Raw genomic sequence first — 25,656 nt, forward strand, 5'->3', positions numbered from 1 at the left:
CGCTACGCGTTCACTCTGCAGCGATGCTGTGGGGCGGGTCGGACGACTGATCCTGAACCGCAGCGTCAATCGCCTGCGCGAGCCCCGCCAGCGTGAACGGCTTGCGCAAGACGTGGCGCCCGCCGAATTCCGCTTCGCCGCCCGCTTCTCCGGCGTACCCCGTCACGAACAGGACCGCCATGTCGGGACGGCGCGGCGTGACGGTATCGATCAATTCGGGTCCGGTCCGGCCTGGCATCAGGACGTCCGAGATGATGAGGTCGACGTTGCCCAGCCCGTCCAGCATTCCGGGCGCCACAATCGGGTCGTCGCAGGCGACCGCCCGATGCCCCAGTTCCTCAAGCGCGCCCATCGTCGCGTTGAGGACGCGCGGGTCGTCCTCCACGACGAAGATGTCGAGCCCGGTGCGTTCCGGCTCCTCGACTGCCACCCGGATCGGCGCTTGTTCGGCGTCCTCCACAGTGACGTGCCGCGGCAGATACAGGGTGACCGTCGTTCCCTTGCCGGGGGCAGACTCCAGATGAATCTCGCCGTCGGCCTGGCGCACGAAGGCAAACACCTGGCTTAGCCCGAGTCCCGTACCCTTGCCCGACGGCTTGGTGGTGAAGAACGGCTCGAACGCGCGTTCCACCAGGTCCGGGGACATGCCGCAGCCCGAGTCCGACACCGCGAGCGCAATATAATCACCGGTACGGCACGTCCCCACATCGCCCTCGGAAAGCGAGACGTGCGAAACCGCAATGCTCAGCCGCCCGCGCCCGTCCATCGCATCCCGCGCGTTGACCGCGAGGTTGAGCACCGCGTTCTCGAGCTGGATGCGATCCGATCGGACCATCCAGCCGGTGTCGGTGCCGCCCCGCACCGATATCACGATCCCGTCACCCAAGGTCCGGTCGAGCAGATCCGACATCCCGCGTATCAGCTGCGTCGGGTACAGCGTTTCGTAGCGCAACGTTTCCTCACGTGAGAACGCCAGCAGGCGCCGGGTGAGCGCCGCGGCGCGGTCCGCGCCCTCGGCCGCGTTCAGGATGTGGCGACGCGCCGCCGAGGGGTCGTCCTCGACGTGGCGCTTGGCCAGTTCGAGCCCACCGATGACGACCGCGAGCATATTGTTGAAATCATGGGCGATGCCCCCGGTCAACTGGCCGACCGCTTCGAGCTTCTGGACCTGACGGAGCTTCGCTTCCTGCGCGAGCAATTCGGCCGACGCCTTGGCGACCGCCGCCTCAAGATCGAGTGCACGATCGCGCTCGGACTCGGCCTCCGCGCGGGCGGCGGCGCGCTGGCCCAGCGCGACGACCGTCAGCCACCCCATCGCCAGCGCGCCGAGCAGGATGAAAATCCCGATTACCCCGAGCGCACTCGCAATCGTGCTCGATCGTGCGACTGACGCCAGTGCCGCACCGGCGCGATGTTCCAATACTCCCCGTTCCTGGTCACCGATCTTGGCAAGCAATCGTGCGATTTCGGCGCGCGAAGGGGTCTGGAGGGTCTTGTAATACGACCCGAGGGCCTGGTCTTTGCGCTTGTAGAATGTGTTCAGCGCGACGCCGTCGAGTTCGGCGGTGCGAGTCCGGAACGCGCCACGCAACGCGACGATCGCCGCTTGTTGATCGGGATTGTCGTGAGTGATTCGCTTCAGGCGGCTGATCTGTTGCGACGCCAGTTGCCAGTCGGCGGAATAGGCCTGCCCCAGGCGATCATCGAGGCTGATGAGATAGCGGCCGAGCGAGGCCTCAGCCTGCGCCAGCGTGCCGGCGAGGTTTGCCGACAGGATCATCACTTCGTAGCTGTGCTTCTGCAGCAGGAGTGCGCGATCCCGTTGGCGATCCGCTTCCTTGAGCGTGAGGCCCAGCGCGACCACGACGAGCACGCCAAGGACGGCCATCATGACCAGCGTAAAGGAGCGCCAGGTCGTGCCTGACGTCGCACCCTCCGCGGTCTCGCCGAAGTCCCCGATCATTCCCTCTGCTTAGCGGATGGAATGACCGGGTGATAGGGGGAGCGTACCCGTAACGATCAGGCGATTGCGCCGGTTGCCCGTCCAGCCGCCTCGAACATTTCGAGGACCTTGGCGATCTGCGCCGGGGTGTGCTCGGCACAAAGCGAACACCGCAGCAGATACGTGCCCGCAGGAGTCGCCGGGGGGCGCGCCATGTTGACGTACAGTCCGCCCTCGAGCAGCGATTGCCACATCGCGACGGCCTGGGTCTGGTCTTCCAGGATGATCGCAAGGATCGCCGACTGCGGCGTCTCGGTACCGAGGTGGAACCCGAGCGCCTTGAGCCCGCCATGCAGCGCGCGCGCATTTTCCCAGAGCTGGCGGCGCTTGTCGTGCGCGTGCATCAGCTTGCGGATCGAGGTTGCTGCGGTTGCTACCACTGAGGGGGGGAGCGACGCAGTGAAGATGTACGGGCGGCACGCCATGCGGATCGCCTCGAACTTCGGGTGATTCGAGACACAGAAGCCGCCGACCGTACCGACCGACTTGGAGAAGGTGCCGATGATGAAATCGACGTCCGCCTCGCAGCCCTGGTCCTCGTACACGCCGCGACCGTTCGGCCCGAAGAAGCCCATCGAATGCGCTTCGTCCGACAGGACCATCGCGCCGTGCTTCTTGGCGATCGCGACCATTTCCTTGAGCGGGGCGATGTCGCCGAGCATCGAATAGACGCCCTCGAGAATGACGAGCTTGCCGGCTTCCTTGGGCAGGCGCCCCAGCCGCTTGTCGAGGTCGGTCACGTCATTGTGGCGGAAGCGGACGATCTCGGCATTGCCCTGCTTGCAACCATCATAGATCGACGCGTGGCTGTCCGCGTCGAGGATGATGTACTCGCCCTTGCCGACGAGCGTCGAGATCATCCCCAGGTTCGCCATATAGCCGGTCGAGAAGACGATCGCGCCGCTGACACCGTAGAAATCGCGGAGCGCCTGCTCGACTTCCATATGGTCGTGGAAGGTGCCGTTGAGCATGCGGCTGCCGTTGGTGCCCGACCCGAACTTGTCGAGCGCTTCCTTGCCCGCCGCGAGCACGTCGGGGTCGAAGGTCATCCCCATGTAATTGTACGTGCCCAGCAGGATCGTATCGCGACCCTTGATGACCGCTTCGGTCGGCGACTTGACCTCGTCCATCACGATCGAGAACGGATCGCGCACGCCCGTATCCTGCAGCGCCTGGCGTTCGGCGATCAGGCCGTCGAACTTGCTCATCAGATCGCGCTCCGGGGCGACAGTCTCGGGCTCGGCGAGCGCGTGGGCGGTGGCAGCGGCTTCGGTCATCGTGAATTCAGCCCTTGAGCTTGGCGACGGCGTCGACGAGCTGGCCGACGGTTTCGATTTCGGCCTGCATGTTCATCGTGATGATGATGTCGAATTCGTCCTCAATCGCAGCGACGAAGTCCATCACCGTCAGGCTGTCCCATTCGAGATCGCCCTGAAAGGTGGTCGCGTCGCTCAGCGTCACGCCCTTCTTGTTGAACGGCTCGATCTGCGCGGTGACGGTGTCGTAAATGGCTTGACGGTCGCTCATGCTCTATCCTTGAAACTTGGTACGCTGTGGCGCCAAAATGCGGCGGCTTTATGCACCGCCTATAGCAAGCCGTTCGCACGATACCATGCCACGGTGGCGGCGAGGCCCTGGTCGGTCGGTACGCGCGGCGTCCATAGTTCGGAGGAGGGGCGCTTGGTCGGGTCGATCGTCCAGTCGGGATGGCACATGTAGCCGACGCGGTCGTGCGTCAGCTTGGCCGCCTTGCCGCGCAGCAGCGTGTCGCCCCGCGCGATCAGGTCGAGCACGCCGCGGGGGAGGGCGATCGGCACGACGCGCGTCCGGCCCGCGGCGACGCCCATCGCGGAGAGCAGTTCGGCGTGGCTCCACCCATCGGGTCGGCCATCGTCGGGTTCGAGGATCAGCTTGCCGGGGTCGGTCTCGGCGACCGCGAGCAGCAGCGTCGCAATGTCGTCGACTGCGATCACCGACAGGCGACCGCCGGGGGGCAGCAAGGCGACGCCTTTGCTCGCCATGCGGAACAGGTCGCGCATCTCCATGTCGCCGGGGCCGTAGATCGCGGGCGGGCGCACCATCGTCCAGTCGAGCGTCGAAGCCATGACGACGGTTTCGGCTTCGCGCTTGGACCAGCCGTAGGTCGACAGGTCCGACTCGCGCGCGGCGAGCGAGGAGACATGGACGAACCGGCGGACCCCCACACGCATCGCGGCGTCGACCGCCGCTTGCGTGCCGGTGATGTTCCCCGCGACGAACCCCGCGCGGTCGGGCGCGTTGACCACGCCCGCGACGTGGATCACCGCGTCCGAGCCCGCGATCAAGGTGTCGAGCGCATCGGGCGTATCGAGCGCGCCCGGGACCCAGGTGACGCCCGCGCGGTCGGGTTGCGGACGGCGCGTGAGCGCGCGGACGCTGTGCCCCGCCGCCAGCGCGAGGTCGATCAGGCGGCCCCCGACGAAGCCGGTGCCGCCGGTGATGGCGAGAGTCTTAAAGGTCATAGCAGCGCCATATGATTGCGGTGGATCAGCGCGGCGCGCGGTGCATAGCCGAGGATCGCGGCTTGCGCATCGCTGCGCAGGCCAAGGATCGCGGCGGCTTCGGCGGCGTGATATTCGCTCAGGCCGCGTGCCAGCGTGCGGCCCTCTGGATCGATGACGGTGACCAGATCGCCGCGCGCGAAGCTGCCCGTGATGCGGGTCGCCCCCGCTGCGAGCAGGCTCTTGCCGTTCCGCAGCGCGGCGATGGCGCCTGCGTCGATCGTGATCTCTCCCATCGCCGTCAGGCCGCCTGCGAGCCACGCCTTGCGCGCCGTCGCGCTCTTCTCGGGGAGGAACACGCTGTGGCGCGCAGGGGTGGAGAGCGGATGGTCGATCTTGCCGCTGACGATCGCGAGGGTCGCGCCCGCGGCGTTGGCGATCCGGGCGGCGGCGATCTTGGACACCATTCCGCCGCTGCCCATGCCCGATGCCGACCCGCGATCGGCCATCGCTTCGATGGCGGCGTCGATCCGCTCGATCCGCGCGATGTGGTTGGCACCGGGAAGAGCCGGATTGCGGTCGTACAAGCCGTCGATGTCGCTCAGCAGCACGACGCCCTGCGCGCCCGCCGCCTGCGCGACCCGCGCCGCGAGCCGATCGTTGTCGCCGAAGCGGATTTCCTCGGTCGCGACGCTGTCATTCTCGTTGATGACCGGAACGACGCCAAGCGACAGCAGCCGACCGAGCGTGGCCGCGGCGTTGAGATAGCGTCGCCGGTCCTCGAGATCGTCGAGCGTGACCAGCATCTGCGCGGCGGTCAGGCTCTGCGCGCCGAGCATTTCGGCCCAGACCTGGCTCAATGCGATCTGCCCGGTCGCGGCGGCGGCCTGTGCATCCTCGAGGCTCGCGCGGCCGCCCTTGGCGAGGCCAAGGCGACGGGCGCCGAGCGCGATCGCGCCCGAGGAGACGACCGCGACTTGCTGACCCGCGCGCGTCCGGTCGGCGATGTCCGCGACCAACCCGGAAAGCCAGTCGCGCCGCACCGTCCCATCGGGCGCGACGAGCAGCGCAGAGCCGACCTTGACGATCAGGCGCGGGCAGGAGGAGGGCGGGAAAACCGGCATAGATGGATGTGCGTTAGCGTGGCTCGCTCGCCACGCCAATGCCCGGATCAGTCGCGCGCGAAGATCTCGGCGTGCGGGATGGTGATGTCGAGGGTGGGGATCGCGACCTCGGTCGGATCGTCATAGCTGTTGTCGACCCAGCCACCCGGACCGGTGCGCTGCACGATCCGCACGCGTTTGTTCGCGATATCGATGAATATGATCGTATCGACGCTCGGCAACGCTCGATACTCGTCGAGCTTAACGCGCAGGTCGGTCCGCGCGGTGCCGTCGGAAAGGACTTCGAACACCGCGCGGGGATCGTCGAACGCTATGGCGTCATCGTCGCTTTTGCCATCGTGTCCGCCAAAGACCGAGACATCGGGATAACGGATCGAATCGGGCCGCGTCCGAACCGCCATATCCGAATTGTACGGTGTGCATCCCGATCCCCGCAGCCGCAGCGCGAGCGCAAGAAAGATGTTTCCCTGGACCCGCGCATGCCGTGCGGTGCCGCCCGCCATCATGCGAATGACGCCATTGTCGAGTTCGGCTTTCTGATCCCCGAAATCGATTTGAAGAAACGCTTCGGCGGTCAGCAGTGGGTAAACGAGGTGCGTTGCCATGCGCCCTTATACCAGACGGATTGCCCCCCTCAAACCGGCGACCACTCCGCCGGTTCGTCGCTGCCGTCGTCGCGCTTCGCCACCGTCTCCGCCGGGCCGATCGCCTCGATCAGCCGGTCGAGCACCGCATCGATCCCGTCGCCGCTTGCGCCCGACAGCGGGAGCACCTCGGCCTTGCTTGCGCGCTTGAGCTTGGTGATCAGCTTCTTGACGTCCGCCGGGTCGAGCGCGTCGACCTTGTTGAGTCCGATCACCTGCGGCTTATCCACAAGCCCAGCGCCGTACGCCTCGAGTTCTCCACGGACGATCCTGTAGTTATCCACAGGGTTATCCTCGGTCGCGTCGACCAGATGGAGCAGCACTTTGCACCGCTCGATATGCCCGAGGAAGCGGTCGCCGATCCCCGCACCATCCGCTGCGCCCTCGATCAGGCCGGGGATGTCGGCGATCACGAATTCGCGGTTGTAGCGGCTGACCACGCCCAATTGCGGGCGGACGGTCGTGAACGGATAGGCGCCGACCTTGGCCTGCGCGTTGGTGACGGCATTGATGAAGGTGGACTTGCCCGCATTGGGCAACCCGACGAGTCCGGCATCGGCGAGCAGCTTCAACCGCAGCCAGACGTACATTTCCTGCGACGGCCAGCCCGTGCCATGCTGGCGCGGCGCGCGGTTGGTCGAGGTCTTGTAGGTTGCGTTGCCACGTCCGCCGTCACCGCCGCGCAGGAACACGACTCGCTCGCCCGGGACGGTGAAGTCGGCGAGCACTTCTTCCTGATCCTCGGACAACACCTGGGTGCCGATCGGGACACGGATGATGAGGTCGTCGCCGCCTCCGCCGGTCCGATTCGAACCCGATCCGCCGGCACCGCGCGGCGCGCGGAAATGCTGGGTGTAGCGGAAGTCGATCAGCGTATTGAGGCCGGGAATCGCCTCGAAAATGATGTCGCCACCCTTGCCGCCGTTGCCGCCGTCGGGACCGCCATATTCGATGAACTTCTCACGCCGGAAACTGACGGCGCCGGGGCCGCCCGCGCCCGAGCGGACGAAGATCTTTGCTTGGTCAAGAAAATGCATGGCCGCTCCTTAGCGGATTATGCGATTTTAGCCAGACTAGCCGAATCGCGAACCGATTCGCCAGTCCGCCCTGCAATCAGCGCGCGAGTCGCGATCGTCCGGGCGGCCTCTGGCGGCAGTCCGAGCGCGTTCGCCATCGCGCGACCCAGCAGCGCATCGCCCATCGCCATCAGCACCAGTTGCAGCGTTTCCTCGTGGATCGCGTTACCCGGCGCCTCGCCCTCGGCCAGTTCGTCGACCAGCCGGTGAATCGCGGTGAGCACGGGGTCGAGTGCGTCCTGGTTGCCCGACAGAATCATCCACGATGCCATCGCGCCAGCGCCGCGCGCAAAGGCGTCGAAGGTGAGATCGACGATTTCGCGCGGGTCCGCCTCGCCAGCGCGGGCGCGCTTGGCGGCGGCGCCGATCTGCGCGGTGATCGTGTCGGCCAGATGCGTGATCAGCGCGCGCTGCAAATCCGCCGCCGAGCCGAAATGGTGGAGCAAATTGGCATGCGTCCGCCCGATTCGCGCTGCCACCGCCTTGAGCGTGACCGCTTGCGGCCCCTGTTCGATCAGCAGCGCGCGCGCAGCATCGATCGCCGCCTCACGCGATTCTTCGGGGCTCAGACGTTTTCGGATAATTGACACGGGTGTAAGTAAAGCCTATTGACAGTCTTGTCAGCAGTACATGCCGTTAGGGCATGCTGCAATCCATTCACGTTTGGAGGTTTTCATGGCGAAAGCAACCACTCCCACCGACCTGACGATCACACCGCGCGACCTGCGCTTCGGGCGCGGCACGACGATGCGGCGTTGGTGGCTCAACGACGACCCGTTCGCGACCGCCTTTTATAACGCGCTGTCAGTCACCTTTCCGAAGGGGGAGGGGTTTTTCGTCGACAGCGTTCGCGCGTTCCGCGAGGGGACGCCGCCCCGGCTGCGGAGTGAAATCCAGGCGTTCATCAAGCAGGAAGTGATCCACACGCGCGAGCATGTCGCGTTCAACCGGCATGTCACCGACCAGGGTTATGAAACGCAGCTGCTGGAGCAGCATATCGACGAAGCGCTTGCGCTGACCAAGGGCAAGCCCCCGATCGCCGCACTGGCGGCGACGATGGCGCTCGAGCATTTCACCGCGATGCTGGCGCATGAACTGATCGCCAACCCGCGCCATCTGGCCGGCGGCGACGAGCAGGCGGCGGCGCTGTGGCGGTGGCATGCGGCCGAGGAGATCGAGCATAAGGGCGTCGCGTATGACACCTGGCTCCACGCGACTCGCGACTGGCCCCGGCGGCGGCGCTGGACGGTGAAGTCTCTCGTCATGCTGGCGACGACCAAGAAGTTCTTCGCCGGGCGGTACAAGGGGATGCTCGAACTGCTGCGGCAGGACGGGATCACCGGCTGGCGCGCGCATCGCGGGATCCTGTGGTACGCGCTCGGCCGCCCGGGGATGGCGCGCAAGATCCTCGGCGCGTGGATCGCGTTTTTCCTGCCGGGGTTCCACCCGTGGAAACATGACGACCGCGCGCTGATCGCGCTGGCCGAAAGCGACTATGCCGCCGCGGTCTTGCCGCGTGTGGCGGTGGCGGCCTGAGCCGCGGGCCTCGGCAGTCGTGCGCGCGCCTTAGATCACCCCCGCCTGCATCTGTTTGAACGCCTGATCCGCGGCGCGCGCGGTGATTGCCATGAAGGTCAGCGACGGGTTGACGCACGACACCGAGGCCATCTGCGACCCATCGGTCACGAACAGGTTGGGTGCGTCATGCGCCTGGTTCCACTTGTTGAGCACCGACGTCGCGGGGTCGTGACCCATCCGTGCGCCGCCCATCTCGTGGATCGCCTCGCCTGGGACGTGCTTGCCGCGATAGCTGGTGACGTTGGTCAGTCCCGCCTTGCGGAGCATTACCATTCCCTGCTCCTGCGCATCGTCCATCATCTTGATTTCGTTGTCGCGGAACCGGACGTCGAAGCGCAGCAGCGGCGTGCCGAAGCGGTCGACCTTATTGTGGTTGAGCGTGACGCGATTGTCGTCATACGGCAGGCATTCGCCGAACGCGCCCATCTGGAAGCGCCACGGGCCATATTCGCGCATGCCGTGCTTCATCGCCGCGCCGAAGCCATCGGGCGCGGCGGGACGCCGGTTTGCTTCGCCTTGATACCCGTAGCCGCGCTTGAACGGCAGATCTTCGTCGACGAGGTTGCGGAAGCGCGGGACATAGACCGCGCCCGGGCGCCGACCGTATTCCACATAGTCGGTCATGCCGGGGATCTCGCCCGATACGTTGACGCGGAAGATGTGGTCCATCACCGCGCTGCCCAGCGCGCCGTTGGAATGGAAATAACTCCGCTGGCTGCCCGCGGGTCGTGAGTTGAGCAGGATGTGGAGCGAGCTCATCGCCGAGGCGCACAGGAACACGATCCGCGCGGGGATCACTTCCGCCACGCCGGTGTTGCCGTCAACCAGTCGCACGCCCGTGACTCGCTTGCGCGCGGGATCATATTCGAGGTTGGTCACCCAACTGTCCGAGCGCAGCGAGAGCTTTCCCGTCGCGCGGGCGGCGGGGAGCGTCACCGCTTGGGTCGAGAAATAGGCGCCGAAACTGCATCCGCGATGGCATTGCGCGCGCTTTTGGCAACGCGAGCGGTTTTGCTCGGGCTTGTCCTCGGTGATGTTGCTAAGGCGCGCGTTGATCAGCTTGCGGCCGGGAAACTCCCCTTCCAGCCGCGTCTTCAGCCATTTCTCGGCGATGTTCATCGGCATCGGCGGCATGAATTCGCTGTCGGGCAGATAGGGCAGGTTTTCCCGCCCGCCCGAGACGCCGATGTACTTCTCGACATAGCTGTACCACGGCGCGACGTCCTCGTAGCGGATCGGCCAGTCGGTGCCGACGCCCTCGCGCTTGTTCGCCTCGAAGTCGTTCGGACCCCAGCGGAAGCTCCACCGCCCCCAGGTCAGCGACTTGCCGCCGACCACCGATGGGCGCACCCAGTTGAACTTGTTGGGGGCATCGTAGTCGTACGGGTTGAGCCGGTCGTTGATGAAGAAGGGCTGCGTGCTCGGCTGGACCCAGCCGTTGAGCGCGAAATAGTCGCTCTTGGCGAGCGCGGCGGGCATCCGGTCGCGCGCGGGGATGTCGTAGGCGGACTTGCCGTCGTACGGATAATCCTCGCCATGTTCGACCATCCGGCCGCGATCGACCATCAGGACGCGCAGCCCTTTTTCGGTCAGTTCCTTCGCGGCCCAGCCGCCGCTGATGCCGGAGCCGATGACGATTGCGTCGTAGCGATCTGTAGCTGCCATGATGATTGTCCGCCGGATCGTAAAATGGAAGAAGGATGCGCAGGCCGGACGCCCGCGCCGGGTCAGGCCGAGAAGATGCGTTTGACCTTCGAATAGAGATACGCGCCGTCGTAATCGCCGGGGACGGGCAGGTAATGCCGCTCCTGCGTGATCCCGATCTCGGACGTGTAATAGCCGGTGATGACGAGCTGCCGGAACGCCTGGAAGAACGGGATCGCGCTGGGAAGGCCCCCGTTCATCGCCAGCGTCAGCAACGCATCCTGCTGCGCGGCCGATGCCTTGAGCGCCGGTTTTTTGTAATCGGCCATGCTGCGTGCGTCGATCGCGGTCAGACCGTCGAGGATCGTTGCGCGGTCGTCGTTGACCGCCCAGTCGCCAAGCATGTGCTCGATATATTCGGGCACCCCGGCGGCGATTGCGCCCGGCGTGTCGGTGGTTGGGAGCACGCGCTCGCTGAGCGCGCCGACCAGTGCGCGTTGTGCCGGCGTGAAGATGACGGCGGGTGCGCCGGTGTTGATCGCCCGGTTGGGCTGATAGCCGACGGCGCGGGCGAGGGGCGCGAACAGGTTAGCCCCGAAGATGCCCACCATGCCGACGAGCGCGGCCCTGCGGTCGATCACCATGCCGCACCGGGAATGATCGCGAGAACCGCGAGGGCCGACCCCGCTGCGCGTCCCGTTAACGTTACCAAACCGCCTTGCGGCTGTATTTCGAGCTGATGACCGACGGCCATTCTGCCTCTCCTAACCACTTTTTATTTTGTGTGGTCGGACTTATCCATGCGTTCGCCCGATAGTCAATGCGGATGACGCGGAGACCAAAGCGTGTCTGGCCTCACCCGCACCGACCGAATGTGCTTTGTCGACGTAATCGTGCGGCGCCGTGCCTTGGTTCACGCCGCCAGCGGGATCGCCTGCGGCGGGGCGAGGTCGAGCGCATAGCCGATGGCGGGCACGTCGCCGCCCCGCGCTCGGCAAGCACGCACCTCGGCCCCGGTCTCGCGAAAGCCGAGCTTGCGCAGGACGCGACCCGATGCGGGATTGTCCTGAAAGTGGCCGGCGTGGAGATGCCGGAGGCCAAGCGCGTGGCGCGCAATGTCGAGCACCGCACGACCCGCCTCGGTGGCATAGCCGCGACCCCAGGCATCGGGGGTCAGCCAGTAACCGAACTCGTGTCCGGACGGATCCTGCACAAGTCCGATCCCCCCGACGAGTCGCGTGCGGGGGCCTTCATGCGCGTGGATCAGCAAATGGATGTTGCGATGGTCGGGGGGCAGGGCGAGGAACGCGGCCGCATCCAGCTCGGTATATGGCCAGGGTGCGCGCGCCAGCATGGTCACGACGGCCTCGTGCGCGATTGCGGCGGCCAGCGCGGGGGCGTCCTCGGGCCAGCCGGGGCGCAACGTCAATCTCGGAGTCCGAGCGAACATGATACAACTCTCCTCGATTGCTGTCGTTCGCATGCCGGGATGACACGGACACGACAGTCAGGGAGGGAGCCATGAAAAAAGGGAGCCGGGGCGACCCGTCTCCCTTGTTTCGGTACCCTTGCGGATACGCGGGTCGCCCTGGTGGGCAACCCGTCCGGTTGCCCGTTATTCTGCGGCTTGCGCCAGCATCTCGACCGAACAGAATTTGCGGCCGAGCTTGCCCTGGTGGAAGGTCACGCGGCCTTCGACGAGCGCGAACAAGGTGTGATCCTTGCCGATGCCGACGTTGGTGCCCGGGTAGAACTTCGTGCCGCGCTGACGCACGAGAATGTTGCCCGGAATGGCGATCTCGCCACCGAACTTCTTTACGCCAAGGCGACGGCCTGCCGAATCGCGACCGTTGCGCGAAGAGCCGCCTGCTTTCTTATGTGCCATCTCGAACTACTCCTTACGCCTGAGCGGCCGGGGCATCGGCCTTGGCCGGTGCTGCCTGCTTGTCATTGTTGCCGATCGCGGTGATGCGCAGGATCGTGTGACGCTGGCGATGACCGTTCTTGCGGCGGTAGTTGTGGCGACGACGCTTCTTGAAGACGATGACCTTGTCCGCCTTCGCCTGCGCGATGATTTCTGCCGAGACCGTCAGGCCCTCGACCGAATGCAGCTCCGAGCCTTCGCCCGCCAGCAGAATGTCGCCGAGCGTGATCGACGCGCCGGCTTCGCCGTCGAGCTTCTCAACGACGATCTTGTCTCCGGCGGCAACACGGTATTGCTTGCCGCCTGTGCGCACGATTGCGAACATGCCTAATCACTTTCAAAAATGCCTGTGCCCCACGACCCGGCGAGCCGAGTGCGGGAAAGAAGCGCCAGCTATGCCAAGGAGCTTGCGGTGTCAACCGGGGAGGTGCCGCGCGCCCCGGTAAAAACGTCGTTCGAGGCGGCAGCAGTCCCGCCCATATGGAGGATCAGTGGCGGTGTTCGCGACGCAACGGATACTTGCCGTCTTCATAATCCTCGAACAGCCCCGGAATGGCCGGGTGGTCGACCGGTTCGTCGGTGTCGTCGGGGATCAGGTTCTGCTGGCTGACATAGGCGACGTAGCTCGACTCCATGTTCTCCGCGAGGAGATGGTAGAAGGGCTGGTCCTTGCGGGGGCGAATGTTCTCGGGGATAGCATCGTACCATTCCGCGCTGTTCGCGAAGATCGGATCGATATCGAACACGACCCCGCGGAAATCGAACAGGCGATGGCGCACCACGTCTCCGATCCCGAATCGCGCGTGGCTGACGGAGGGGAGGGTGATGGAGCTGTCGAACGGCGGGGATGTAATCGGGGTACGGTGCATTTCGATAATCTAAGCGCTCCTTTGCGGCAGACAAGCGATTGCTGTGCGACAAACCTGCATCGCGGCGCTTGCGTCCTGCAGATCACTACGTTAGAGGCCCCCGCTCACCGACCGGTGCTGGCCATTGCGACAGCATCATAAGACCTCGCGGAGAGGTGGCAGAGTGGTCGAATGTACCGCACTCGAAATGCGGCGTGCCCTCGCGGGTACCGTGGGTTCGAATCCCACCCTCTCCGCCATTTCCTTCTTTCCTCGATGAGGTTAAAGCCCGCCACATGGCATCCTACAAAGAACCTTCCTTCAAGGACCGCGCGGCCCTGTCCGCCGACGCGAAGCAGCGCGCACTCGAGAAGCTCAAGTCCAAGCCGCCGGTAGATCCCGCGGTCGTGGCGGCCCGAGCGGCAGCGCGCGAAGCGAAGGAAGCGGCGGAAGCCAAGAAGCGCGAAGAGAAAAAGGCTGCGATCGAAGCCGCCCGGCTCGAGAAGATCGCCAAGGCCGAAGCTGCCGAGCGCGCGATCGAAGAGGCCAAGCAGGCCGCGATCCAGGCCGAGATCGACAAGAAGGCGGCGCGCGACGCGCGCTACGCGGCGCGAAAGAGCCGCAAGTAAGGCTTTCACCGAGCGCGGTTTCGCTCGATCTTCCGCACCGTTCGTTGCTCGACGTCGTTCGAGACGAACGGGCGTGGAATGCGATCACGGCAGTCCGCGCGCCAATTCCTCCAGCCACACCTGCGCCGTCCCATCCGACGGCGCGCGCCAGTCGCCCCGCGGCGAGAGCGCGCCTCCGCTCGAGACCTTCGGCCCGTTGGGCAGTGCCGACCGCTTGAACTGGCTGGTCGCGAAGAAACGCACCAGAAACTTTTCGAGCCACCCGCGAATCACCGGCAAGTCGTACGCCACGCGGCCGGTCACCGGAAAATCGCGCGGCCAGCGGCTCGCGTTCGCGTCCGCCCAGGCATGGAGCGCGAAAAACGCGATCTTCGACGGCGCCATTCCGTGGCGCACGACATAATGCAGGAAGAAATCGTTGAGCGCGTACGGCCCGATTCGCGCTTCGGTGCTCTGGATCGCGCCATCGGCGCCCGCCGGGACCAGTTCGGGCGAAATCTCGGTCGCCAGGATCGATTCGAGGATCGAATCGGTCGTCCCATCATATTGGTTGGTGCGGATGCACCAGCGAATCAGGAACTGGATCAGCGTCTTCGGGACGCCCGCATTGACGCCGTAATGGCTCATCTGGTCGCCGACGCCGTAGGTGCACCAGCCCAGCGCCAGCTCGGACAGGTCGCCCGTCCCGACGACGATCCCGGCGCGCTGGTTGGCGAGGCGGAACAGGTAATCGGTGCGTAGCCCCGCCTGGACGTTCTCGAACGTCACGTCATAGGCGGGTTCGCCATCCGCGAACGGGTGGCCCATGTCGGCGAGCATCTGGCGCGCGGCGGGGCGGATGTCGATCTCGGCGCCCTCGATTCCCAGCGCGCGCATCAATGCCCAGGCGTTGCTCTTGGTGCCTTCGCTGGTTGCGAAGCCGGGCATGGTGAAACCGAGGATTCGGTCGCGCGGCAGGCCGAGGCGGTCCATCACCTTCGCTGCGACGATCAGCGCGTGGGTCGAATCGAGACCGCCCGACACGCCGATGACGAGCCGTTCGGAGCGGGATGCGACGAACCGCTTGAGCAGCCCCTCGACCTGGATGTTGAACGCCTCGTAGCAATCGTCGTCGAGCCGTTCGGGGGTGTTGGGGACGAACGGGAAACGCCGGATCTCGCGCAATAGTCCGGCGTCGGCAAAGTCCGGTTTGTGCTCGAACGCGATGCGGCGGAAGCGCAGTTCGGGGTCGCCCGCCAGCCGTGCCGAATCGTTGAACGTGCCGACCCGCATCCGCTCCTGCGCGATCCGCCCGGTGTCGACATCGGCGAGCACCAGCTCGCGCTCGCGCCCGAAGCGCGTCGATTCGGCGAGCAGCTCGCCCATCTCGTGGATCATCGCCTGACCGTCCCACGCGAGGTCGGTGGTGCTCTCGCCCGGTCCCGAGGCGGCAAAGACATAGCCGCACACCGCCCGCGCGCTTTGCGACGCGCACAGCAACGCGCGTTCGCGGGCCTTGCCGACGACGATGTTCGAGGCGGAGAGGTTGCAGCAGATCAGCGCGCCTGCCAGCGCGCCCATCGTCGAGGGCGGGGTGGGCGCCCAATAGTCCTCGCAGATTTCGGCATGGAAGACGAATGGCGCGAGGTCGCTCGCTGCGAACAGCAGGTCGGTGCCGAACGGCACGGTCTCGCCCGCCAGCGTGATGTCGAGCCCGGTCAGCCCGGCGCCGCTCGCGAACCAGCGCTTCTCGTAATATTCACGGTAATTGGGGAGGAAGGTCTTCGGCACGACGCCGAGGATCCGCCCGCGCGCGATCACCACCGCGCAATTGTAGAGCCGCCCGTTGCGCGGCAACGCCGCGCCGACGACGAGCACCGGGCGCAGTTTCGTGCTTGCCGCCACGACGCTGGCGATCGCGGCATCCGTCACCCTTTGCTGCGCGGTCTGCAGATGCAGGTCGTCGATCGCATAGGAGGTGATGTTGAGTTCGGGGAAGACCAGCAGGTCGGCGTGTGCGGCATCGCCTTGCTGCGCGAGCGCGATCGTCTCGGCGGCATTGGCGGCGGCATCACCGACGCTGGCGCGCGGGGTGCAGGCCCCGACCCGGATCAGGCCGTGCGTGTGGATCGAACGGAACGGATGCGCCTTCGTTTTCGCCATGTCCGCCGCTTAGCGGGGTTTGGGGTACGATGCCACCGGTGCGCATTGGCCCCCGTGCCCGTGCGGTGATAGAGCGGCGGCGAAGGAGACGCTTTCGATGAAGATCAGCGCGCGCAACCAGATTTCGGGCACCGTCACCGCGGTTCACCCCGGCGCGGTCAACGGGTCGGTCCATGTCGACATCGGCAACGGCACGATCGTCACGTCGAACATCACCAACGACGCGATCAGCGATCTTGCGCTGGAAGTGGGCGATACCGTGACCGTCATCGTCAAGGCGAGCGACGTTCTGATCGGGAAATAATGCGCGTCGGTGTGCTCAAGATCAAAGCCCAGCTCTATTGCGGCGACGAGCTCGCGATGGGGCCGGGCAAGGCCGATCTGCTTGAGGCGATCGTACGCGAGGGGTCGATCTCGGGCGCGGGCCGCGCGATGGGAATGAGCTATCGCCGCAGTTGGCTGCTGGTCGACAGCATGAACCGTTGCTGGCGGGACAAGTTGGTCGAGACGGTGGCCGGTGGCGGGCAGGGGCGCGGGGCGTCGCTGACGGAGACCGGGCGCGCCGTGCTGGCAGCGTATCGCGCGCTGGAGGCGGGGCTTGCGGCGGCATCGCAGCAGGAGTCGCTGACGGCGCTGGAGGCGATGGTGCGGGATGCGCCGTTGCCACCGGTGCGCGAGGACGCTTAGGCGGGGCAAACCGACTGGATGCGATTGCGGGCCGGTGCCCTCGGTGATCTTGATCGCTGTAAGGTGCGCCTATCCCATCCCCGTTCGCCCCGAGCGCAGTCGAAGGGCTGGCGTTGCGCCGGGCAGCTTCGACTTCGCTCAGCCCGAACCGAGGTTCATTCGCGGGAGATGCCGCCTCTCTCTCAGGTCACCACGCGCCGTGCTTCGCCGACCTGCCATGCGAGCAGCGCGGGCACGGCGATAATCACGTCGCGCGCGCGCTTGAGCAGCGACAGTGCGAGCGCATGCGCGGGGGGCAGGCCGAACAGCGGGCCGATCAGCACATAGGCTGCTTCCTGCACGCCGACCGCGCCGGGAATCGCGAAGGCGACGCTGCGCAGCGTGAAGATCAGCGCCTCGATCGTCAGCACGGCCCACAGCGGCATCGTCGAGCCCATGAAGCGCAACGCGATCCACGCGCCGGTGGCGCTCGCGAGCCAGGCGGCAAGGTTGAACAGGAACGCCGCGATGACGCACCGCGGTGTCCGGTAGATCGTGTCGAGTTGCTCGCGCACCGCCGCCATCGCCGCGACGGAGCCCGGCAGCATCCGCGCGCCGAGCGAACCCGCCAGTTTGAGCATCGGTTTCTGTGCAAAGACGAACAGCAGCATCAATGCGACCATCGCGCCAAGCCCGCCGAGCGCGAGCGGCACGATGCCCTGCTGAACGGGCGCGTCCGACAGCACCAGCAACAGCATGCCAACCCCGCCGAGCGTAAAGATCAGTTGCGCCGCCATCTCGGTCGTCATGTCGACGATCATCGACGCGTAGATCACCGGTTGTGGCACGCCGAACGCTGCCAGCGTCCGCGCGCCGACGACGAGCCCGCCAAGCTGCGAAAAGGGCAGGATGTCGGTGGCCGCCTCCCGCGTGGTGCGTGCCCAGATGAACCAGCCAAGCCGATCGGCCGTCTGTCCGGGCGCGACCGCCTGCCATGCCATGCCCAGCAAGACGAGCACGCCGATCGACCACAGCGTGAATGTGGCCATTCCGACCCAGCCGATCGATGCCATCGCGCTCAGCACCGGCTGCAGCCCGACCGTGCCGACCGCGCCGACCGCGACCGCCAGGCCGACGATCGTGGCGAGCAACAAACCGATGCGTGCGGAGCGGTTCATCGCGCAAACTGCCGATAACCGGGAGCGGGGGGAAACGAATCGCGCATCATCCCGGCGTCATTGTGGCTTTGGCACAGGCAATCAAGGCAGCATGCACGACAGGCGACGGATTTCAGGGCCAAATGACGCGGACGGCGTGTGAATTACCGCCTGGAAGTCGCGGATGGAAGCTTTGCCCGACTTCGTGGGCAGAGCGCGGATTGGCATAGTTAAGTCCCTTTTAAGGGCTGATCGTTCATCATGATTGTCATGACCACACAGGCCCTTACGCTCGATCACACCATTCGGCAGGCAGCGCGCCTGTCCGGCGAGCTGGGAATCCGGACGCTGGATCTGCAGGCCGATATCGCCGCTTTGGCAGAACGCGTGACGGCACAAGCCACCACCATCGAGGCGATCGGGTCCGAAGCCAATATCCTGTCGGGCGACGTCGACAATGTCGCGATCGCCGCCCGCGATGCGCGAAACGACACGGCAGCGGCCAAGATCGTCATCGAGGATTCGACCGCACAGCTTGGCACCGCGACATCGGATGTCGTCGAGCTGATCGAACAGGTCAGCCACATTCACAACGGTCTCGGTGCGTTCAACACCGCGCTCAGCGACGTCAGCGCGGTGACCGCCGGGATCAACGTGATCGCGCGCCAGACCAACCTCCTCGCCCTCAACGCGACGATCGAGGCAGCACGGGCCGGCGATGCCGGACGCGGGTTCGCGGTGGTCGCCAGCGAGGTGAAGAAGCTGGCGAACGAAACCGCCGCGGCAACCAACCGGATCGAGCAGTCGATCGCATCGCTCACGTTCGAAGCAGGCGTCATGCTCGATCGGATCGGGCAGGGGGTGGCCAAGGCGCAATCGGCGCACGGGAGCGCCAAAGGGATCGAAACGCTGGTCGAGCAACTCGGTGCGATCATGCAGGGGATGGAACAGAATAGCGACAGCGTCGCAAAACGCGTCGAATCGATGGTCCAGGCGGTCGATATGGTGCGTGCGGGGCTGCTTGCGCTGTCGAGTGCGTCGACCGAGAATGCCACCGGGCTACAGCAGCTTTCCACACGCGTGACCGGGGTCAGCGACGACACCAACGCCTTGTTGCAGATATTGGCGGAAAGCGGCGCGGAGATCCTTGATTCGCCCCATATCACGTTCGGTCTCGAGGCGGCGCGGTTGATTGGGGAGGGGCTTGCCCACGCGGTCGGTACGCGTGAAATCTCGCTCGAGACGATCTTGAGCGACGATTACAGGCCAGTGCCCGGGAGCGATCCGCCGATCTTCACGCACGCGGCACAGGCGTTGTTCACGCGGCTGGCCCGACCGCACCAGGAACGGGCGCGGCAGCTTCCGGGCTTCTTTGGCATGACCCTGACCGATCGGAACTGCTTCGGTGCGGTGGCGATGCCCGAACGGTCGCTTCCGCAGCGGTCCAACGATCGTGTATGGAACCAGGAAAATGCCCGTGCGGGATTGATCTATTCCTATCCAGAGACCCAAATCCAGGTCCGGATCGAGGCCCCGTTCTGTCTGAAGGCGTATCGCCGGCCGCTGTCGAACGGGAGCGTCGTTTTGCTCAAACAGGTCATCGCGGCGATCTGGGTCGGGGGACGGCACTGGGGCGTCCTGCAACTCGCCTATGAGAGCCAGGACTGACCGCGCCGCCGACGTCGACCACCGCGCGTCATGCGCGTGCGGGTTTCTTGCCCATGAAGCGCAGCACCAGCCGGATCATCCCCGGCACGAACTTCGGGCGGATCAGGCGCGGGTCATAGACCGCGAGCCGCCGATCGTTTTCTGCGAGGCAGATCGCCGCCAGTTCGGGGAATTCGATCTCGACGCCGAGCTCCTTCGAGCCGTTGAGCGTAAAGTTATTCTCCTGCGCCTTGGTATTGTCGTCGCCCATGCCCTTGGCCATGTCGATCCGTTCCCAGATCAGCGCGATCCACACCGCCCAGACCTTGAGCTCGAACCACGGGCGGCGCCACAGCGGCATATTGCGCCGATGCCACGCGACCCAGTTGACGAAGAACAGGATGTGGCGGCCTTCCTCGCGCATCACCGGCTCGAACGTGTCGATCAGTTCTTCCGGGAAAAAGCCGGTGTCCTTGGCGACCTTGAACAGCCCGAAGCCGAAGAAGCTGTCGATGCATTCCGAGAAGCCGGTGCGCATGAACGCGAACTCCGGATCGCGCGGGCGCAGGTAGGGATCTTCCGGCTTGAGCTCGATCCCGTAGAAGGTGACCATGTCCGCCAGCACGATCTTGTGGCGGCTTTCCTCATAGGCGTTCATGTCGATCGCATCACGCAGCAGCGGGTCGCTGATTTGCTCGCCGTACGTCTTGACGTTCATCCCTGCGCGCCCCTCGGTCGCAACCGCGATGTCCCAGATCGGCAGCGAGACGATCCGGTTGCGCGTGACGTCATCGAGGACCGGCCAGTCGATCAGCGCCGGGCGATAGGGATCGTGCGTGTCCAGCATCGTCCGGCAGAACAGCGTCTTGTGTTCGGGGCTGCCGAGCTTGACGCGGACGCCGGGGGCGGGGCCTGCCGGGGCGATCGATTTGGCATGGAAATTCATCGGGGCTCTCCCGGTTCAAAGATCGGCGAAACGCGCCAGGGTGATGTGATTGTCGGAAACGATGTCGCGCGCAACCGGATCCAGCAGCGCCGCAAGTTCCGCCTCGTACTGGTAGGTCGGGGCGGACAGGGGATAATGCGCGGTCGCGGGGTGTAGATAGATCTCACTGACGCCCTCCGGAAGATGCCGCAGCACGCCGCGCAACCGTTCGGTGTGCATCGCGCCAGACCAGGCAAGCCCGAACGTATGGTCGGGGACCTTCATCCCGCCACGGCGCATCTGCCCCTGGACGCGCTGAGCGAAGGGCTTGGCGATATGGAGCCCGGTCGCTTTCTCGAACTGCGCCAGCACATCGCGCGGTTCGACCGGCGCGCGGACCTTGGTCATCCCGTGGCGTTTGCCGACTTTGAGCAGCGTCGCGGCGATCACCGGGTGGAGGTGCATGTGCTTGTGGGAATTGACGTGATCGAGCGGGAGCCCGGTCGCTTCGAACAGCGCGAACTGCGCGTCGATCTCGGCTTCGAGCTGACGACGAACCGATGCCTTGCCGACGAGGGCGAGTGCGACCGGGAGCGTTTCGATGCGGAACTGCCCGGCGTCGTCGACCAGATCGGGAATCTGTTCCGGCGGCAGCGCCGGCGGGGTTTCCGCGAGCGCGACGTGGAGGCCGACTCCGAGCGTCGGGGTGCGCTGCGCCCGCACGACCGCGTCCATCGCGGCGGCACCCGTCACCATCAGGCTTGTTACCGTAAGAATTCCCTCGCGGTGTGCCTGCTCGACCGCGGCGTTGACCTCGACCGAGACGCCGAAATCATCCGCGGTGACGATCGCGATCTTCACGCCCGCGCAAACCCGTAGAATTCGGGGTCTGCGAGCACGCCTTGCGCGACCCGGCGCGGATCGGGCGCGGCGACGAGGCGCAGCAACAGGACCATCGCATCCATGTCGCGCGCCTCGACCGCGGCGTTCCATGCGTCGAGCCGCCCGGTCGCTTCGAGCCGCTCGTTGACCGTCATACGGGCCATCGTCGTCATCGAACCGAACCCTTTACACTGCCTCTTTGCGACGCCGCAGGAAGTCGAAGAATTCGACGCCTTCGCGCAGGCGGCGCTTCATCATGTCCCAGTCGGTCAGCATCTCGCGGACGATTTCCCAGATCTTCGACGGGCGGAAGTAGAAGCGCTTGTAGAACTCCTCGACCTTGTCGAAAATCACCGTCGAGGACAGATGCGGGTAGCTGAGCTGCGCGATCTGGTTGCCGCCGTCGGTGAGCAATTCGTGCGAATTGTCGAACCAGCCGTTCTCGGTCGCCTGCTTGTACAAGAAGGTGCCGGGATACGGTGCCGCGAGCGACACCTGGATCGTGTGCGGATCGATTTCCTTGGCGTAGTTGATCGTCTCCTCGATCGTCTCGAGCGTCTCGCCCGGGAGACCCAGGATGAAAGTGCCGTGGATCACCACGCCAAGCTCGTGGCAATCCTTGGTGAACTGCCGTGCGACGTCGGTGCGCAGTCCCTTCTTGATGTTGTGGAGAATCTGCTGGTTGCCGCTCTCATAGCCGACGAGCAGCAGGCGCAGGCCGTTCGCCTTCAGCACTTCGAGCGTCTTGCGCGGCACGTTGGCCTTGGCGTTGCAGCTCCACGACATCTTGAAGCCGGGCTTGCCGAAGCCGAGCTTGCCGAGCGCGATCGCGAGTTCCTCGACGCGCGCATGGTTGTCGGTCAGCGTGTCGTCGTCGAAGAAGATCTCCTTGGTCTCGGGGATCTCGCGGATGATGTACTCCACTTCCTCGATCACCTTGGCGACCGAGCGGAAGCGGTAGGTGTGCCCGCCGATCGTCTGTGGCCACAGGCAGAAGGTGCAACGGCTCTTGCAGCCCCGCCCGGTGTAGAAGCTGACATACGGATGCAGCAGGTAGCCGCCGAAATATTTGTCGATCTGCAGGTCGCGCTTGTAGACCGGCGAGACCATCGGCAGCGAGTCCATGTCCTCGATCATCGCGCGGTCGCGGTTGCGGATGAACGCGCCGTCCGAATCGCGCCAGGTGATGCCGTCGACTTCACGCAAAGGCTTGCCCTGCGCGATCTCGAGGATCGTGAAGTCATATTCCTCGCGTGCGACGAAATCGACGTCGGGCGTGGCGGCGAGGCTCTTGTCGGGCTCGACCGCGACCTTCGCGCCGACGAAGCCGATCAGGATCCGCGGGTTGCGCTGCTTGATCAGCGCGGCGGTGCGGATGTCCTGGTTGAACGACGGCGTCGAGGTGTGGAGGATCACGAGGTCGCGATCGTCAAACTCATGCGCGATATCGTCCCACGACTGGTCGTGCGCGGGCGCGTCGATCAGCTTGGAGCCCTCGACCATTGCCGCCGGCTGCGCGAGCCAGGTCGGATACCAGAAGGATTTGACCTCCCGCTTCATCTGGTAGCGCGCACCCGCGCCACCGTCGTAACCGTCAAAAGACGGCGCCTGGAGGAAAAGCGCCCGCATCATGCCCGTTGCTCCGCATTCTCAATCTTGTGCGCCGCAACAATGCGGCCTTCAGTCTTCATTGTAAGGGTCGCGCCGCGCCAATCAACCGATCGGACGAAGAAGCTCGCGATATAGATGGCAAAACTCATGCCATCATGTGCTAGCGCCAACCCCAACGAAGCGATGCGCCTCCCTACAGTCGCATCGACGCTTCGCACAACCACCAACCGTACGATCGCTGCAAGGGCGAACAGCACCAGCCCCGCTGCGGGCCAGTACAGCATCGCGAGCGCGGCCACCGGCAAGGGGAGCCCGATGATACTGCCGACGTACGGCCAGAAGGCGACGTCACGCACCGTCGCGCCCCAGCGGAGTTCGTGACGCCACAGCGCGGACAGGCTGGTCTCGTCGAAGGCGTGGTCGACCAGCATCGGCGGCAAGACGATCGAGAGCCCGAGGGCGCGGACGGCTTCGCCGATCGCATAATCGTCCGCCAGCTTGTCCGCGAAACTGCCGAAGCCGCCAATCCGCTGCAAGGTTTCGCGCGTCATCGCGATGGTCGATCCCATGCACGGCGTGGCAAGCTTGTTAGCGACGCCGAACACCAGCCCGAGCATGAACTGGTAACTCACGCCCGCCGCACCGAGTCGCGACCAGAACCCCGCGTCACCGCGCCCGGCGTAGATGCAGGTGACGATTCCGACGTTCGGGCGATCGAGTGCGCGAAGCAGTTGTCCGAGATAATCCGGCGCTACCGCGATATCGCTGTCGCTGAGCACGACGATGCCGTGCCGGATGAACGGCTCCATGTTGACGAGGTTGGAAATCTTGCCGCTTGCGCCGTGGACCGTGCCGTCGACGACGAGCTGGATGTCGGCGTCCGGATGCGCCAGCTTCAAAGCCTTGACCACTGCGATCGCTGGATCATCGGCGCGCTGAATTCCGCAGAGCAACTGGATCGGCCCGGCATGATCCTGCGCGAGGAAGCTGGCGAGATTGTCGTATAGCCGCGGTTCGTCGCCGTAGAGCGGTTTGAGCAGCGTAACGGCATCATGCCGGACAGGCGCCGGCGTGGCGGCAGCGAAATAGTGTCGGAAGATGAAAGCGGCGGCAGTGCAATAGATGATGCCGAGCGTCGCCACCACGATTGCCAGCCAGCCCAGCGCGGCTCCAAGAAGATGCAGGATGTGGATCACGGTGCCACCCCGTAGCCTCGCCCGAATGACGGGGATAGGCACGCCGGGGTGAAAAAGCTGTCATGTCCGGGCTGGTGCAGACTTTGTTGCTGGAAGATTGCGCGAGATTGTTTGCGCTTGCGGCGCGGCGTTCTACAGCATCGCCGCATGGAGGCTGTTTGAGCAATCAACCTATTACGCTGGTGACCGGGGTATCCGGCTTCGTCGGTTCGGCGGTCGCGCGACGGCTGGCCGCAGCGGGCACACGTGTGCGCGGGCTGGCGCGCGCGAGCAGCGCGCGGACCAACCTAACCGATTTTCCGGGAGAAATCGTCGAGGGCGACGCGCGCGACCCCGCCGCGATGGCGCGCGCGATGGCGGGGGTGAGCGATCTGTATCACGTTGCGGCGGACTATCGGATCTGGGCACCGGACACCGAAGAGATCGTCCGCAACAACCGGGTGAGCACGCAGACCGTGATGCAGGCGGCACTCGACGCAGGCGTCGCGCGGATCGTCTATACCAGCAGCGTCGCCACGTTGCGCCCGGATCATGGCAAGGCCTCCGACGAGACCCGTCCGGCGACGCCGGAGCAAGCGGTCGGCGCGTACAAGCGGAGCAAGGTCGTCGCCGAACGGCTGGTCGAGGCGATGGTACGCGAGCAGGGGTTGCCCGCGGTGATCGTCAATCCGTCGACCCCGATCGGGCCGCGCGATGCACGCCCTACGCCGACCGGGCGGATCATCGTCGAGGCGGCGTCGGGACGGATGCCCGCGTTCGTCGAAAGTGGATTGAACCTGGTGCATGTCGACGACGTGGCGGACGGGCATATCGCGGCGATGGCGCACGGCGTGATCGGCGAGCGCTATGTGCTTGGCGGGCAAGACGTGTCGTTGCGCGAGATGCTCGCGAGTGTCGCGGCGATCGTCAGTCGCAAGCCGCCGACGGTGCAGATTCCACGCGGCCCGTTGTTTCCGCTGGCTTGGGTCAACGAGCGGATTGCGCGGGTGACGGGCAAGGAACCGTTTCTGACGCTGGATGCGCTGCGGATGGCGGCGCACGACATGTATTATTCGAGCGCGCGGGCGGAAGCCGAGCTCGGGTATCGCGCGCGGCCTTACCGGGTGGCGCTGGAGGATGCGGTGGCGTGGTTCCGGCAAGCGGGGATGCTCGCGTGATTGCGTTTTCCGGTAGTTGGCAGAGTGGTGAGCGACATACAGCGCTTTCCCCCTTCCCTGTAAGGGCGGAGCCGTGGGTGGGTTGGCCCGTTTCGGCGTCTGTCCTCTCCTCAGGCCGACCCACCCCCGACCCCTCCCTTCCAGGGAGGGGGGGAGAAGGGCTCGGTTTTTCGCGGCTGTCGACGGCGATCGCGCGCGCTGGCAATTTGCAGGCTGACGAGTGCAATACGGTTCCCCTTGCTCCCCTCCCTGGAAGGGAGGGGCTGGGGGTGGGTTGGCCCGTTTCGGCGTCTGTCCTTTTCTCAGGCCGACCCACCCCCGACC

At 65.5% G+C, this 25,656-nt stretch carries 27 protein-coding genes and 1 tRNA gene; 7 read left to right on the top strand and 21 right to left on the bottom strand.

The window, feature by feature from the left end; genetic code table 11:
* Positions 1 to 10: 10 nt before the first annotated feature.
* From ABIC16_RS07110 to ABIC16_RS07145, 8 genes are read right to left on the bottom strand one after another with little or no spacing between them, the layout of a single operon-like run.
* On the bottom strand, positions 11 to 1,963 hold the full coding sequence (locus ABIC16_RS07110) for an ATP-binding protein (protein ID WP_354290562.1): 1,953 nt from the start codon (positions 1,961 to 1,963) through the stop codon (positions 11 to 13).
* 56 nt (positions 1,964 to 2,019) lie between these two features.
* A complete protein-coding gene (gene spt / locus ABIC16_RS07115; RefSeq protein ID WP_277968717.1) occupies positions 2,020 to 3,279 on the bottom strand; it encodes a serine palmitoyltransferase in 1,260 nt (419 codons plus the stop codon).
* Between the two features lie 7 nt (positions 3,280 to 3,286).
* The gene (locus ABIC16_RS07120; RefSeq protein WP_010185174.1) at positions 3,287 to 3,529 is read right to left on the bottom strand and encodes an acyl carrier protein; all 243 of its coding nucleotides are present in this window, start codon (positions 3,527 to 3,529) and stop codon (positions 3,287 to 3,289) included.
* Between the two features lie 59 nt (positions 3,530 to 3,588).
* A complete protein-coding gene (locus ABIC16_RS07125; protein ID WP_354290563.1) occupies positions 3,589 to 4,503 on the bottom strand; it encodes an NAD-dependent epimerase/dehydratase family protein in 915 nt (304 codons plus the stop codon).
* On the bottom strand, positions 4,500 to 5,606 hold the full coding sequence (gene proB, locus ABIC16_RS07130) for a glutamate 5-kinase (protein ID WP_354290564.1): 1,107 nt from the start codon (positions 5,604 to 5,606) through the stop codon (positions 4,500 to 4,502). The genes ABIC16_RS07125 and proB overlap by 4 nt, the downstream gene beginning before the upstream one ends.
* A gap of 47 nt (positions 5,607 to 5,653) precedes the next feature.
* A complete protein-coding gene (locus tag ABIC16_RS07135; RefSeq protein WP_354290565.1) occupies positions 5,654 to 6,211 on the bottom strand; it encodes a Uma2 family endonuclease in 558 nt (185 codons plus the stop codon).
* A 29-nt stretch (positions 6,212 to 6,240) separates the two neighbouring features.
* Positions 6,241 to 7,287 carry a GTPase ObgE gene (gene obgE, locus ABIC16_RS07140; protein WP_354290566.1) on the bottom strand — a complete coding sequence of 349 codons (1,047 nt, stop codon included), beginning with the start codon at positions 7,285 to 7,287 and terminating at the stop codon, positions 6,241 to 6,243.
* Between the two features lie 17 nt (positions 7,288 to 7,304).
* A complete protein-coding gene (locus ABIC16_RS07145; RefSeq protein ID WP_277968722.1) occupies positions 7,305 to 7,916 on the bottom strand; it encodes a TetR family transcriptional regulator in 612 nt (203 codons plus the stop codon).
* 85 nt (positions 7,917 to 8,001) lie between these two features.
* On the opposite strand from ABIC16_RS07145, the gene ABIC16_RS07150 reads away from it, so the two are divergent.
* On the top strand, positions 8,002 to 8,862 hold the full coding sequence (locus tag ABIC16_RS07150; RefSeq protein ID WP_354290567.1) for a metal-dependent hydrolase: 861 nt from the start codon (positions 8,002 to 8,004) through the stop codon (positions 8,860 to 8,862).
* Positions 8,863 to 8,892: 30 nt separating this feature from the next.
* On the opposite strand, the gene ABIC16_RS07155 is transcribed toward ABIC16_RS07150, so the two are convergent.
* The 6 genes from ABIC16_RS07155 to hspQ all read right to left on the bottom strand — a co-directional run bounded on the left by ABIC16_RS07155 (position 8,893) and on the right by hspQ (position 13,341).
* On the bottom strand, positions 8,893 to 10,569 hold the full coding sequence (locus ABIC16_RS07155) for a GMC oxidoreductase (RefSeq protein WP_354290568.1): 1,677 nt from the start codon (positions 10,567 to 10,569) through the stop codon (positions 8,893 to 8,895).
* Between the two features lie 62 nt (positions 10,570 to 10,631).
* Complete coding sequence (locus ABIC16_RS07160; protein WP_354290569.1) at positions 10,632 to 11,192, bottom strand: gluconate 2-dehydrogenase subunit 3 family protein; 561 nt, start codon at positions 11,190 to 11,192, stop codon at positions 10,632 to 10,634.
* Positions 11,193 to 11,461: 269 nt separating this feature from the next.
* Positions 11,462 to 11,998, bottom strand: coding sequence for a GNAT family N-acetyltransferase (locus ABIC16_RS07165; RefSeq protein WP_354290570.1), 537 nt, complete (start codon positions 11,996 to 11,998; stop codon positions 11,462 to 11,464).
* Positions 11,999 to 12,163: 165 nt separating this feature from the next.
* Complete coding sequence (rpmA, locus tag ABIC16_RS07170; protein ID WP_277968727.1) at positions 12,164 to 12,433, bottom strand: 50S ribosomal protein L27; 270 nt, start codon at positions 12,431 to 12,433, stop codon at positions 12,164 to 12,166.
* Positions 12,434 to 12,446: 13 nt separating this feature from the next.
* Positions 12,447 to 12,797 carry a 50S ribosomal protein L21 gene (gene rplU / locus ABIC16_RS07175; protein WP_010162753.1) on the bottom strand — a complete coding sequence of 117 codons (351 nt, stop codon included), beginning with the start codon at positions 12,795 to 12,797 and terminating at the stop codon, positions 12,447 to 12,449.
* 163 nt (positions 12,798 to 12,960) lie between these two features.
* A complete protein-coding gene (gene hspQ / locus ABIC16_RS07180; protein WP_277968728.1) occupies positions 12,961 to 13,341 on the bottom strand; it encodes a heat shock protein HspQ in 381 nt (126 codons plus the stop codon).
* A 149-nt stretch (positions 13,342 to 13,490) separates the two neighbouring features.
* Between hspQ and ABIC16_RS07185 the strand changes: the two genes are divergently transcribed.
* A tRNA-Ser gene (locus ABIC16_RS07185) sits at positions 13,491 to 13,580 on the top strand.
* Between the two features lie 36 nt (positions 13,581 to 13,616).
* Positions 13,617 to 13,949, top strand: a complete 333-nt coding sequence (locus ABIC16_RS07190; protein WP_277968729.1) for a DUF6481 family protein — start codon at positions 13,617 to 13,619, stop codon at positions 13,947 to 13,949.
* Positions 13,950 to 14,033: 84 nt separating this feature from the next.
* Here ABIC16_RS07190 and ABIC16_RS07195 read toward each other — a convergent pair whose 3' ends face one another.
* Positions 14,034 to 16,091, bottom strand: a complete 2,058-nt coding sequence (locus ABIC16_RS07195; protein WP_354290571.1) for an NAD(+) synthase — start codon at positions 16,089 to 16,091, stop codon at positions 14,034 to 14,036.
* A gap of 97 nt (positions 16,092 to 16,188) precedes the next feature.
* Between ABIC16_RS07195 and ABIC16_RS07200 the strand changes: the two genes are divergently transcribed.
* A complete protein-coding gene (locus tag ABIC16_RS07200; RefSeq protein WP_277968731.1) occupies positions 16,189 to 16,395 on the top strand; it encodes a TOBE domain-containing protein in 207 nt (68 codons plus the stop codon).
* Positions 16,395 to 16,778 carry a winged helix-turn-helix domain-containing protein gene (locus ABIC16_RS07205; RefSeq protein ID WP_354290572.1) on the top strand — a complete coding sequence of 128 codons (384 nt, stop codon included), beginning with the start codon at positions 16,395 to 16,397 and terminating at the stop codon, positions 16,776 to 16,778. Before ABIC16_RS07200 ends, ABIC16_RS07205 begins: the two co-directional genes overlap by 1 nt.
* Positions 16,779 to 16,960: 182 nt before the next feature.
* Here the strand turns inward: ABIC16_RS07205 and ABIC16_RS07210 are convergent, their stop codons facing one another.
* On the bottom strand, positions 16,961 to 17,935 hold the full coding sequence (locus tag ABIC16_RS07210) for a lysylphosphatidylglycerol synthase domain-containing protein (RefSeq protein ID WP_354290573.1): 975 nt from the start codon (positions 17,933 to 17,935) through the stop codon (positions 16,961 to 16,963).
* 249 nt (positions 17,936 to 18,184) lie between these two features.
* Between ABIC16_RS07210 and ABIC16_RS07215 the strand changes: the two genes are divergently transcribed.
* Positions 18,185 to 19,582 (top strand): methyl-accepting chemotaxis protein, encoded by a 1,398-nt coding sequence (locus ABIC16_RS07215; protein ID WP_354290574.1) that lies wholly within the window; start codon positions 18,185 to 18,187, stop codon positions 19,580 to 19,582.
* A gap of 28 nt (positions 19,583 to 19,610) precedes the next feature.
* Here ABIC16_RS07215 and ABIC16_RS07220 read toward each other — a convergent pair whose 3' ends face one another.
* The 5 genes from ABIC16_RS07220 to hpnI are packed head-to-tail and all read right to left on the bottom strand — an operon-like array spanning position 19,611 to position 24,175.
* Positions 19,611 to 20,507, bottom strand: a complete 897-nt coding sequence (locus ABIC16_RS07220; RefSeq protein ID WP_354290575.1) for a ferritin-like domain-containing protein — start codon at positions 20,505 to 20,507, stop codon at positions 19,611 to 19,613.
* A gap of 15 nt (positions 20,508 to 20,522) precedes the next feature.
* On the bottom strand, positions 20,523 to 21,347 hold the full coding sequence (hpnK, locus tag ABIC16_RS07225; protein WP_354290576.1) for a hopanoid biosynthesis-associated protein HpnK: 825 nt from the start codon (positions 21,345 to 21,347) through the stop codon (positions 20,523 to 20,525).
* On the bottom strand, positions 21,344 to 21,541 hold the full coding sequence (locus ABIC16_RS07230; RefSeq protein ID WP_277968737.1) for a hypothetical protein: 198 nt from the start codon (positions 21,539 to 21,541) through the stop codon (positions 21,344 to 21,346). Before ABIC16_RS07230 ends, hpnK begins: the two co-directional genes overlap by 4 nt.
* 13 nt (positions 21,542 to 21,554) lie before the next feature.
* Positions 21,555 to 23,000, bottom strand: coding sequence for a hopanoid biosynthesis associated radical SAM protein HpnJ (hpnJ, locus tag ABIC16_RS07235; protein WP_277968738.1), 1,446 nt, complete (start codon positions 22,998 to 23,000; stop codon positions 21,555 to 21,557).
* The gene (gene hpnI, locus ABIC16_RS07240; RefSeq protein ID WP_354290577.1) at positions 22,997 to 24,175 is read right to left on the bottom strand and encodes a bacteriohopanetetrol glucosamine biosynthesis glycosyltransferase HpnI; all 1,179 of its coding nucleotides are present in this window, start codon (positions 24,173 to 24,175) and stop codon (positions 22,997 to 22,999) included. Before hpnI ends, hpnJ begins: the two co-directional genes overlap by 4 nt.
* A gap of 182 nt (positions 24,176 to 24,357) precedes the next feature.
* Here hpnI and hpnA point away from each other — a divergent pair, with 182 nt between their 5' ends.
* Positions 24,358 to 25,332, top strand: coding sequence for a hopanoid-associated sugar epimerase (gene hpnA / locus ABIC16_RS07245; RefSeq protein ID WP_502958342.1), 975 nt, complete (start codon positions 24,358 to 24,360; stop codon positions 25,330 to 25,332).
* Positions 25,333 to 25,656 lie beyond the last annotated feature (324 nt).

This window comes from Sphingomonas sp. PvP055 (assembly GCF_040546365.1).
Lineage (GTDB): Bacteria > Pseudomonadota > Alphaproteobacteria > Sphingomonadales > Sphingomonadaceae > Sphingomonas > Sphingomonas echinoides_A.

Coding starts and splice junctions, on each gene's coding strand:
- ABIC16_RS07150 (WP_354290567.1), top strand. CDS start 8,002: ATGGCGAAAGCAACCACTCCCACCGACCTGACGATCACACCGCGCGAC.
- ABIC16_RS07205 (WP_354290572.1), top strand. CDS start 16,395: ATGCGCGTCGGTGTGCTCAAGATCAAAGCCCAGCTCTATTGCGGCGAC.
- rpmA (WP_277968727.1), bottom strand. CDS start 12,433: ATGGCACATAAGAAAGCAGGCGGCTCTTCGCGCAACGGTCGCGATTCG.
- rplU (WP_010162753.1), bottom strand. CDS start 12,797: ATGTTCGCAATCGTGCGCACAGGCGGCAAGCAATACCGTGTTGCCGCC.
- ABIC16_RS07190 (WP_277968729.1), top strand. CDS start 13,617: ATGGCATCCTACAAAGAACCTTCCTTCAAGGACCGCGCGGCCCTGTCC.
- ABIC16_RS07230 (WP_277968737.1), bottom strand. CDS start 21,541: ATGACGACGATGGCCCGTATGACGGTCAACGAGCGGCTCGAAGCGACC.
- hpnJ (WP_277968738.1), bottom strand. CDS start 23,000: ATGATGCGGGCGCTTTTCCTCCAGGCGCCGTCTTTTGACGGTTACGAC.
- ABIC16_RS07195 (WP_354290571.1), bottom strand. CDS start 16,091: ATGGCGAAAACGAAGGCGCATCCGTTCCGTTCGATCCACACGCACGGC.
- ABIC16_RS07165 (WP_354290570.1), bottom strand. CDS start 11,998: ATGTTCGCTCGGACTCCGAGATTGACGTTGCGCCCCGGCTGGCCCGAG.
- ABIC16_RS07135 (WP_354290565.1), bottom strand. CDS start 6,211: ATGGCAACGCACCTCGTTTACCCACTGCTGACCGCCGAAGCGTTTCTT.
- ABIC16_RS07155 (WP_354290568.1), bottom strand. CDS start 10,569: ATGGCAGCTACAGATCGCTACGACGCAATCGTCATCGGCTCCGGCATC.
- ABIC16_RS07200 (WP_277968731.1), top strand. CDS start 16,189: ATGAAGATCAGCGCGCGCAACCAGATTTCGGGCACCGTCACCGCGGTT.
- ABIC16_RS07210 (WP_354290573.1), bottom strand. CDS start 17,935: ATGAACCGCTCCGCACGCATCGGTTTGTTGCTCGCCACGATCGTCGGC.
- ABIC16_RS07120 (WP_010185174.1), bottom strand. CDS start 3,529: ATGAGCGACCGTCAAGCCATTTACGACACCGTCACCGCGCAGATCGAG.
- proB (WP_354290564.1), bottom strand. CDS start 5,606: ATGCCGGTTTTCCCGCCCTCCTCCTGCCCGCGCCTGATCGTCAAGGTC.
- hspQ (WP_277968728.1), bottom strand. CDS start 13,341: ATGCACCGTACCCCGATTACATCCCCGCCGTTCGACAGCTCCATCACC.
- ABIC16_RS07160 (WP_354290569.1), bottom strand. CDS start 11,192: ATGGTGATCGACCGCAGGGCCGCGCTCGTCGGCATGGTGGGCATCTTC.
- ABIC16_RS07125 (WP_354290563.1), bottom strand. CDS start 4,503: ATGACCTTTAAGACTCTCGCCATCACCGGCGGCACCGGCTTCGTCGGG.
- ABIC16_RS07110 (WP_354290562.1), bottom strand. CDS start 1,963: ATGATCGGGGACTTCGGCGAGACCGCGGAGGGTGCGACGTCAGGCACG.
- spt (WP_277968717.1), bottom strand. CDS start 3,279: ATGACCGAAGCCGCTGCCACCGCCCACGCGCTCGCCGAGCCCGAGACT.
- ABIC16_RS07215 (WP_354290574.1), top strand. CDS start 18,185: ATGACCACACAGGCCCTTACGCTCGATCACACCATTCGGCAGGCAGCG.
- obgE (WP_354290566.1), bottom strand. CDS start 7,287: ATGCATTTTCTTGACCAAGCAAAGATCTTCGTCCGCTCGGGCGCGGGC.
- ABIC16_RS07220 (WP_354290575.1), bottom strand. CDS start 20,507: ATGAATTTCCATGCCAAATCGATCGCCCCGGCAGGCCCCGCCCCCGGC.